The 7,072-nt window shown below is 63.0% G+C and carries 7 protein-coding genes; 3 read left to right on the top strand and 4 right to left on the bottom strand.

Going from position 1 to position 7,072, the window contains the following annotated elements; genetic code table 11:
* Positions 1-64 precede the first annotated feature (64 nt).
* The 3 genes from DU475_RS22460 to thiC all read left to right on the top strand — a co-directional run bounded on the left by DU475_RS22460 (position 65) and on the right by thiC (position 3,618).
* Positions 65-847: a thiazole synthase gene (locus DU475_RS22460; RefSeq protein WP_164633373.1), complete on the top strand. Its 783-nt coding sequence runs from the start codon at positions 65-67 to the stop codon at positions 845-847.
* Positions 834-1,442, top strand: a complete 609-nt coding sequence (locus DU475_RS22455) for a thiamine phosphate synthase (protein ID WP_107345341.1) — start codon at positions 834-836, stop codon at positions 1,440-1,442. Before DU475_RS22460 ends, DU475_RS22455 begins: the two co-directional genes overlap by 14 nt.
* Positions 1,443-1,617: 175 nt before the next feature.
* Positions 1,618-3,618: a phosphomethylpyrimidine synthase ThiC gene (gene thiC / locus DU475_RS22450; protein WP_164633372.1), complete on the top strand. Its 2,001-nt coding sequence runs from the start codon at positions 1,618-1,620 to the stop codon at positions 3,616-3,618.
* A gap of 177 nt (positions 3,619-3,795) precedes the next feature.
* Here thiC and DU475_RS22445 read toward each other — a convergent pair whose 3' ends face one another.
* From DU475_RS22445 to DU475_RS22430, 4 genes are all read right to left on the bottom strand, one after another.
* Positions 3,796-4,299 carry an SAM-dependent methyltransferase gene (locus DU475_RS22445; RefSeq protein ID WP_246700397.1) on the bottom strand — a complete coding sequence of 168 codons (504 nt, stop codon included), beginning with the start codon at positions 4,297-4,299 and terminating at the stop codon, positions 3,796-3,798.
* 817 nt (positions 4,300-5,116) lie between these two features.
* Positions 5,117-5,515, bottom strand: coding sequence for an ester cyclase (locus tag DU475_RS22440; protein ID WP_164633370.1), 399 nt, complete (start codon positions 5,513-5,515; stop codon positions 5,117-5,119).
* Positions 5,516-5,828: 313 nt separating this feature from the next.
* A complete protein-coding gene (locus DU475_RS22435; protein WP_164633369.1) occupies positions 5,829-6,362 on the bottom strand; it encodes a GNAT family N-acetyltransferase in 534 nt (177 codons plus the stop codon).
* Positions 6,350-6,688 carry a type II toxin-antitoxin system TacA family antitoxin gene (locus DU475_RS22430; RefSeq protein WP_164633368.1) on the bottom strand — a complete coding sequence of 113 codons (339 nt, stop codon included), beginning with the start codon at positions 6,686-6,688 and terminating at the stop codon, positions 6,350-6,352. Before DU475_RS22430 ends, DU475_RS22435 begins: the two co-directional genes overlap by 13 nt.
* Positions 6,689-7,072 lie beyond the last annotated feature (384 nt).

The raw sequence follows: 7,072 nt of genomic DNA, 5'->3' as shown, positions 1-7,072 counted from the left end.
CCTCACCCCAGCCCTCTCCCCGCACGCGGGGAGAGGGAGCGCGCCGCGGCACTGGAGATGCGTCATGGTGAAATTCTACGACCGCGAATTCGGCTCCCGGCTGCTGATCGGCAGCGCGCTGTATCCGTCGCCGGCGATCATGCAGGACTCGATCCGCGAGTCGGGCGCCGAGATCGTCACGGTGTCGCTGCGGCGCGAGACGGCGGGCGGCAAGGCCGGCGATCAGTTCTGGTCGCTGATCCGCGAACTCGGCGTCACCGTGCTGCCGAACACCGCCGGCTGCCGCGGCGTGCGCGACGCGGTGACCACCGCCAAGCTGGCGCGCGAATTGTTCGGCACGAGCTGGATCAAGCTCGAAGTGATCGCCGATAACGACACGCTGCAGCCGGACGTGGTCGGCCTGATCGAAGCTGCTTCGATCCTGATCAAGGATGGCTTCGAGGTGTTTCCCTATTGCACCGAGGACCTGTCGGTGGCGATGCGGCTGGTCGATGCCGGCTGCCGGGTGATCATGCCGTGGGCGGCGCCGATCGGCAGCGCGCGCGGCATCACCAATCGCGACGCGCTGAAACTGCTGCGCGATCGCCTGCCTGATATCACGCTGGTGGTCGACGCCGGCCTCGGCGCGCCGAGCCATGCGGCCGAAGCGATGGAGCTCGGCTACGACGCCGTGCTGCTCAACACCGCGATCGCCAAGGCCGAAGACCCGGTGGCGATGGCGCGCGGCTTCAAGCTCGCGGTCGAAGCCGGCCGCACCGGTTACGAAGCGGGGTTGATGGGCGCCCGCGATTTCGCTTCGCCCTCCACCCCTGTGATCGGGACTCCGTTCTGGCATGCCGTATCCTGACCGTTTCTATCCCGTCGTCGACAGCATCGCGTGGGTCAAACGCCTCGCCGCGCTCGGCGTCGGCACCGTGCAGCTCCGCGCCAAGGACCTCGACGACGGCGCCGCGCTGCAGCTCGTCACCGACGCACTCGCGGCGGTGAAGGACACCAGCGTCAAGCTGATCATCAACGACTACTGGCGCGCCGCGATCGTCGCCGGCGCCCAGCATCTGCATCTCGGCCAGGAAGACCTCGCCGAGGCGGACCTCGCCGAGATCCGCAGCGCCGGGCTGACGCTCGGCCTCTCCACCCACGACGACGCCGAACTCGAAACCGCGCTCGCCGCCGAGCCGGACTACATCGCGCTCGGCCCGATCTTCCCGACCACGCTGAAATCGATGCGGTTCGCCCCGCAGGGCATTCCGAAGATCACCGAATGGAAGAAGCGCGTCGGCAACATCCCGCTGGTCGCGATCGGCGGCATCAAGCTGGAGCAGGCCGAAGAGATCTTCGCCGCCGGCGCCGACTCGATCGCGGTGGTCAGTGACGTGACGCAAAACCCCGATCCAGACGCCCGCGTCCGCGCCTGGCTCGATTTCGTCGCTGAGAAGGCGTGAGCCGCGGCACAAAGGATGTCGCCGTCACCCTGAGATGCGAGCCGTCTTCGGCTCGCCTCGAAGGGCGACGGCGGAGGCACTGAGTTCGTTGCAGTCATCCTTCGAGGCGCGCAGGTGCGCGCACCTCAGGATGACGGCGCCCCGATAAGCAGAACGAAACAACAAGGAGGATGGCATGAATATCCGCTCCAATCCCGAGACCACCCGCGCGGCCGTCACCACCGGCGCCCTGCCCTCCTCGCGCAAGATCTACGCGAACCCGACCGCCGCGCCGGATCTGCGCGTGCCGCTGCGCGAGATCATCCTGAGCGAAGGCGCAGGCGAGCCGAACCTGCCGGTGTACGACACCTCCGGCCCCTATACCGATCCGAACGTGATCATCGACGTCAACAAGGGCCTGCCGCGCCCGCGCACCGAGTGGGTCAAGGAGCGTGGCGGCGTCGAGCAGTATGAAGGCCGCGACATCAAGCCGGAAGACAACGGCAATGTCGGCGCCGCCCATGCCGCCAAGGCTTTCACCGCGCACCATCAGCCGCTGCGCGGTCTCGACTCCCCTCCCCCTCGCGGGGAGGGGTCGGGGGTGGGGGGAGCCACACCGGCAGCGTTTGCGCGGGGTGCGGACCATCCACCAATGATCACCCAATACGAATTCGCCCGCCGCGGCATCATCACCAAGGAGATGATCTACGTCGCCGAGCGCGAAAATCTCGGCCGCAAGCAGCAACTCGAACGCGCCGAAGCGGCGCTCGCCGATGGCGAATCGTTCGGCGCCGCGGTGCCGGCGTTCATCACCCCGGAATTCGTCCGCGATGAAATTGCGCGTGGACGCGCGATCATCCCGGCCAATATCAATCACGGCGAACTCGAGCCGATGATCATCGGCCGCAACTTCCTCACCAAGATCAACGCCAATATCGGCAACTCGGCGGTGACCTCGTCTGTCGAGGAAGAAGTCGACAAGATGGTGTGGGCGATCCGCTGGGGCGCCGACACGGTGATGGACCTCTCCACGGGCCGCAACATCCACACCACCCGCGAATGGATTCTGCGCAACTCGCCCGTCCCCATTGGAACCGTGCCGATCTATCAGGCACTGGAGAAGTGCGAAGGCGATCCGACCAAGCTGACCTGGGAGCTGTACAAGGACACGCTGATCGAGCAGGCCGAACAGGGCGTCGATTACTTCACCATCCACGCCGGCGTGCGGCTGCAATACATCCACCTCACCGCCAGCCGCGTCACCGGCATCGTGTCGCGCGGCGGCTCGATCATGGCGAAGTGGTGCCTGGCGCATCACAAGGAGAGCTTCCTCTACACGCATTTCGACGAGATCTGCGACCTGATGCGCAAGTACGACGTGTCATTCTCGCTCGGCGACGGCCTGCGGCCGGGCTCGATCGCCGACGCCAACGACCGCGCCCAGTTCGCCGAACTGGAGACGCTCGGCGAGCTCACCAAGATCGCCTGGGACAAGGGCTGCCAGGTGATGATCGAAGGCCCCGGCCACGTGCCGATGCACAAGATCAAGATCAACATGGACAAGCAGCTCAAGGAGTGCGGCGAGGCGCCGTTCTACACCCTCGGGCCGCTGACCACCGACATCGCGCCGGGCTATGATCACATCACCAGCGGCATCGGCGCCGCGATGATCGGCTGGTTCGGCTGCGCGATGCTGTGCTACGTCACGCCGAAGGAGCATCTCGGCCTCCCCGACCGCAACGACGTCAAGACCGGCGTCATCACCTACAAGATCGCCGCCCACGCCGCTGATCTGGCCAAGGGCCATCCCGCCGCGCAACTGCGCGACGACGCGCTGTCCCGCGCCCGGTTCGAATTCCGCTGGCAGGATCAGTTCAACCTCGGCCTCGATCCGGATACGGCGCAAGCCTTCCACGACGAGACCCTGCCGAAGGACGCCCACAAGGTCGCGCATTTCTGCTCGATGTGCGGCCCGAAATTCTGCTCGATGAAGATCACGCAGGATGTGCGAGACTACGCGGCGGGATTGGGCGACAACGAGAAAGCCGCCCTTTACCCGGTCGGCCACGCCGGCATGACCATCTCCGGCACCATCGAAGACGGCATGGCGCAGATGAGCGCCAAGTTCAAAGAGATGGGATCGAGCGTGTACCTCGACGCCGACAAGGTGAAAGAGAGCAACAAGGCGCTGTCGTAAGGCAGCGGGCGCTCCACCCCACGAACGTCATGCCCGGGCTCGACCCGGGCATCCATCGGAAACGAAGCGGCCGGGCGAAAGCCCGGCCATTTCGGTTGCGTGGACACGGGATATTGCGCTGCTGCGAACCAAAAAGGACAATTTTGCAATCCGGTGGATTAGCGTCATCATCTCATCTCAAGCACCGTTCCAGCGAGATCTATGAGTGAAGGCCAACTCATCATTTAGTGGAACGCTGTAGTCTTCAGGACGCTCGAGGAACCTTCTGCAAGGCGGAACCCACATCAACTGAGGCGAGCCGGCCGCGGTCCTTTCCCAAACAAGCCAAGCATATCCCGTTGCTGTGGATGCCTTCTTGTCCAGTCTCCCCCTCACCATCGGTACCCGCTCGGAAAACTGCGCAAATTTCGTAGGTGGGGAAGATACGAATATTGAATTATACCGCCCCACACTCTCCAGGAACACGCTTCGGGCCAAAATTGCGACCCCAATCCTCGCTACGCTGAGCGCCTTCAAGACAAACTCTTCTGCAAAGCGAAACGGCGGATTTGTAATTACCCAATCCACCGAATTAGGCTCGCTAGTATTGGCGACAAAATCGAAGATCTCACCGTAGCCACCATAATCGTAGGCATCAGAAGATCTTACCTGATGAAAATACTCCTTAAGAACTTTTGACATGTGTCCAGCCCCACAGGCTGGCTCCCAGCACGTCATTGCGTTCAACGATTCCTTATCTTGAAGGACGTATTCGATAAGACCACGCGTTGCCCAAGGTGGCGTAGGGAAGTCATCAGGACTGTCCTTGGCCTCCACTCTCTGAGACATCACTGCATGAGAGGTATTCTGCATAGGCTCCAACAGAAGAATATGATTCTGATCAGCCCCTATGATTACACCACGATTCGTCGATAGAGGAATGTCGGCAAAGCGCTAAGATCGCTTCCCTCTCAACACCTCACTTACACGACCGTGGTTCACGTTGAAGACGACGGCTATGTCTTGCTGAGATGTTCCAGGATTCGCCTCCGCAAATTCTCTGATCTCCTCTGCAAGTTCAGGAGTCATGGGTGTACTCGTGGCAGGAGATCGAGGCGCCGTGGGCGATCGTCTGCGAAGCTCATCGGCCAGCTCCAGAAGCTCTGCGGCTTCGGTCGGACGAACGCTCTGTATCTGTCCAGAAATCTCACGTAAACGATTCGCAACATCGGGTATCTTCATTATTCGTCTCCAAATCCAACCGTCTGCAGCCAGAAAATTCACCCAGAGCGAGCAGTATGGTGAAACACAACTTTTCGATTCGAACAAGCTTAAGCCACTACTTCGCCGCTGCCCCCATTGCAGTCCGGTCGAAGCCGTCGCCAGATCCAAGCTCGTAGGGCAGATTAGCGAATCGCAATCCGTCGCTAGGCAAGCCCAGCCGCCGCGCGGCGGTTTACGCCTTCGGCGGTCACACACCGGCGTTACGTGCCCTTCCGCGCTGATCCGCCCTCCGGCTCTACGGTTTGGATGGGAGCTGCGATGCGACGGCGGCTTTGTCGATGATCGACCAGACTTCCGCGATGCGGCGATCGGAAAACGCGTAGAACACGTTTTCGGGGAAGCGGACTCGTCTGCCATTGACGGCAAGGCCGAACAGCTCGCCCGATGGGGTGCAGTCGAACCACAGCCGGCTCGCGACCCGCGGCGGTTCGGACACCAGCCATTGGATGTCGAAGTGAAGGTCGGGGATCGCGCGAAAATCCCGCTGCAGCAGATCGCGATAGCCGGTCAGCCCGACCCGCTCGCCGTTGTAGGTCACATCCTCGTCGACGAATTGGTCCAGCTTCGGCCAATCCTGCCGGTTCAGGCAGGCGATGTAGCCGCGGTAGATCTCGGAAAGTTCGGCGGGGGTCATCGAATCATCCTATCTGAAAAATGGCCGATGACGCTTCGCTCAGTCGCGGGACGCCATCCGTCTGATGATCGCGCAAAGCTGAAGCAGTTCCGCCTCGATAACTATTTTCCTTGCGACTCACCATCTGCGCCAGAGCGCGCAGGGCGAGCATCGCATGCGCGTGACGTATCGTGTCGTCGCGGGGATCGGTCTCGGCCGGCTCACGGGCTGCGTCACGGCGCAGCAGCAAGCGTAGCCTGGGTGAGCGAAGCGATACCCGGGACTCTCAGGCTCGTTCACCCCCGCGTATCGCTGCGCTCACGCGGGCTACTCACTACTCACTCAAGGCCGCGACCACCGTTTCGATCGGCAGGAACAGCGTCCGGCTGTCTTCGGGATATTCGATGAATTCGGCGCAGCGCAGATAGAAGCGTTTGGCCGCATCGTCCTTGGCGTGAACCAGAACCGCGCCGATGCCGATGCTCTGCGATGCCAGCGCGATCCGGCGCAGCGCGTCCGAAAGCAGGTCGGCGCCGAGCCCCCTTCCGGCATGGGAGCGGCTGACGGCCAGCCGTCCGATCACCGACACCGGGATTGTGTCGGGCGCGTTGCGGCGGACCTTGCCCGGCGCTGCGGCGCGCTCGACCGCGCCCGCTGAAACGCAGAAATAGCCGACGACCTGATTGCCCTCGCACACCACGTAGGTGCGCGAGAAGCGGCTCTCGTTCTTGAGTGCCCGCTGGCGCAGCCAGTCGTTCAACACCGGCTCACCGCAATCGAACGCCGACAGATCATGTGCCATCGTCAGTGGAACAGGAGCCGACAGACGGGAGCGTGGCGGGTTTGGCGCGTCGTCTATGTCTGCCATGCCGGGACCCGACGCAGCAACGCCTTGAGCTTCGGCCCCGGCGCGGGCGGATTGTCGAGCGCCTGCATGAAGGCGTCATAGCGTTCGGGATCGAGCGTGAATAAGCGCTGATCGAGCAACACATCGACCGCCTGCCGACGGGCGCTCTCCACCATGAATTCCGTGCGCGTCTTGCCCAGCACCGCCGCCGCGTCGTCGATCAGTTGACGAGTGCCGGTCTCGATCCGCAGATTGATGCTGCCCTTGGCGTCGGACGCAGCGCCGCGCGCTGCGGCCGCAGCGGAACGCCGAGCAGATTTTGCGGTTGAGACACGCGTCTTTGCCATGGGCAGACTATCGCGCTCTGTATCCACAGTGTCAATACGCCGGCGCTCGGCTGAAAATGGTGTCGCCCTCTGCGACGCTCTCGCGTTGTGTCGGAACTACATTTTGGAAGGCCCGTAGGGCGGATTGGCGAAGCGTAATCCGCCGCCACTTCGACGCAAACTCAACCGCCGCCCGGCGGGTTACGCTCGCTCGAAACGCGCAGTGGAAGTGCGCCCGCCGCCAAGCGGCAAAAATCAACGTTGACAAGCATGTCGATTAGGAATAAATACACATCACCTCTCCCATCGAGGGGCGCCTCCGGAGGCGTCTTGAGGCGGGGAGAGGGGCGGCGTCCTGCGTCGCGTGGTTCGCAGCCACGTGGCCCGGGAGGCCGAGGGTCACCG

The sequence above is a fragment of the Rhodopseudomonas sp. WA056 genome (genome assembly GCF_010906995.1).
Taxonomy (GTDB): Bacteria; Pseudomonadota; Alphaproteobacteria; order Rhizobiales; family Xanthobacteraceae; genus Rhodopseudomonas; species Rhodopseudomonas palustris_G.
The sequence above is the reverse complement of the archived record's forward strand: the minus strand, read 5'-3'. Positions and strand labels throughout refer to the sequence as shown.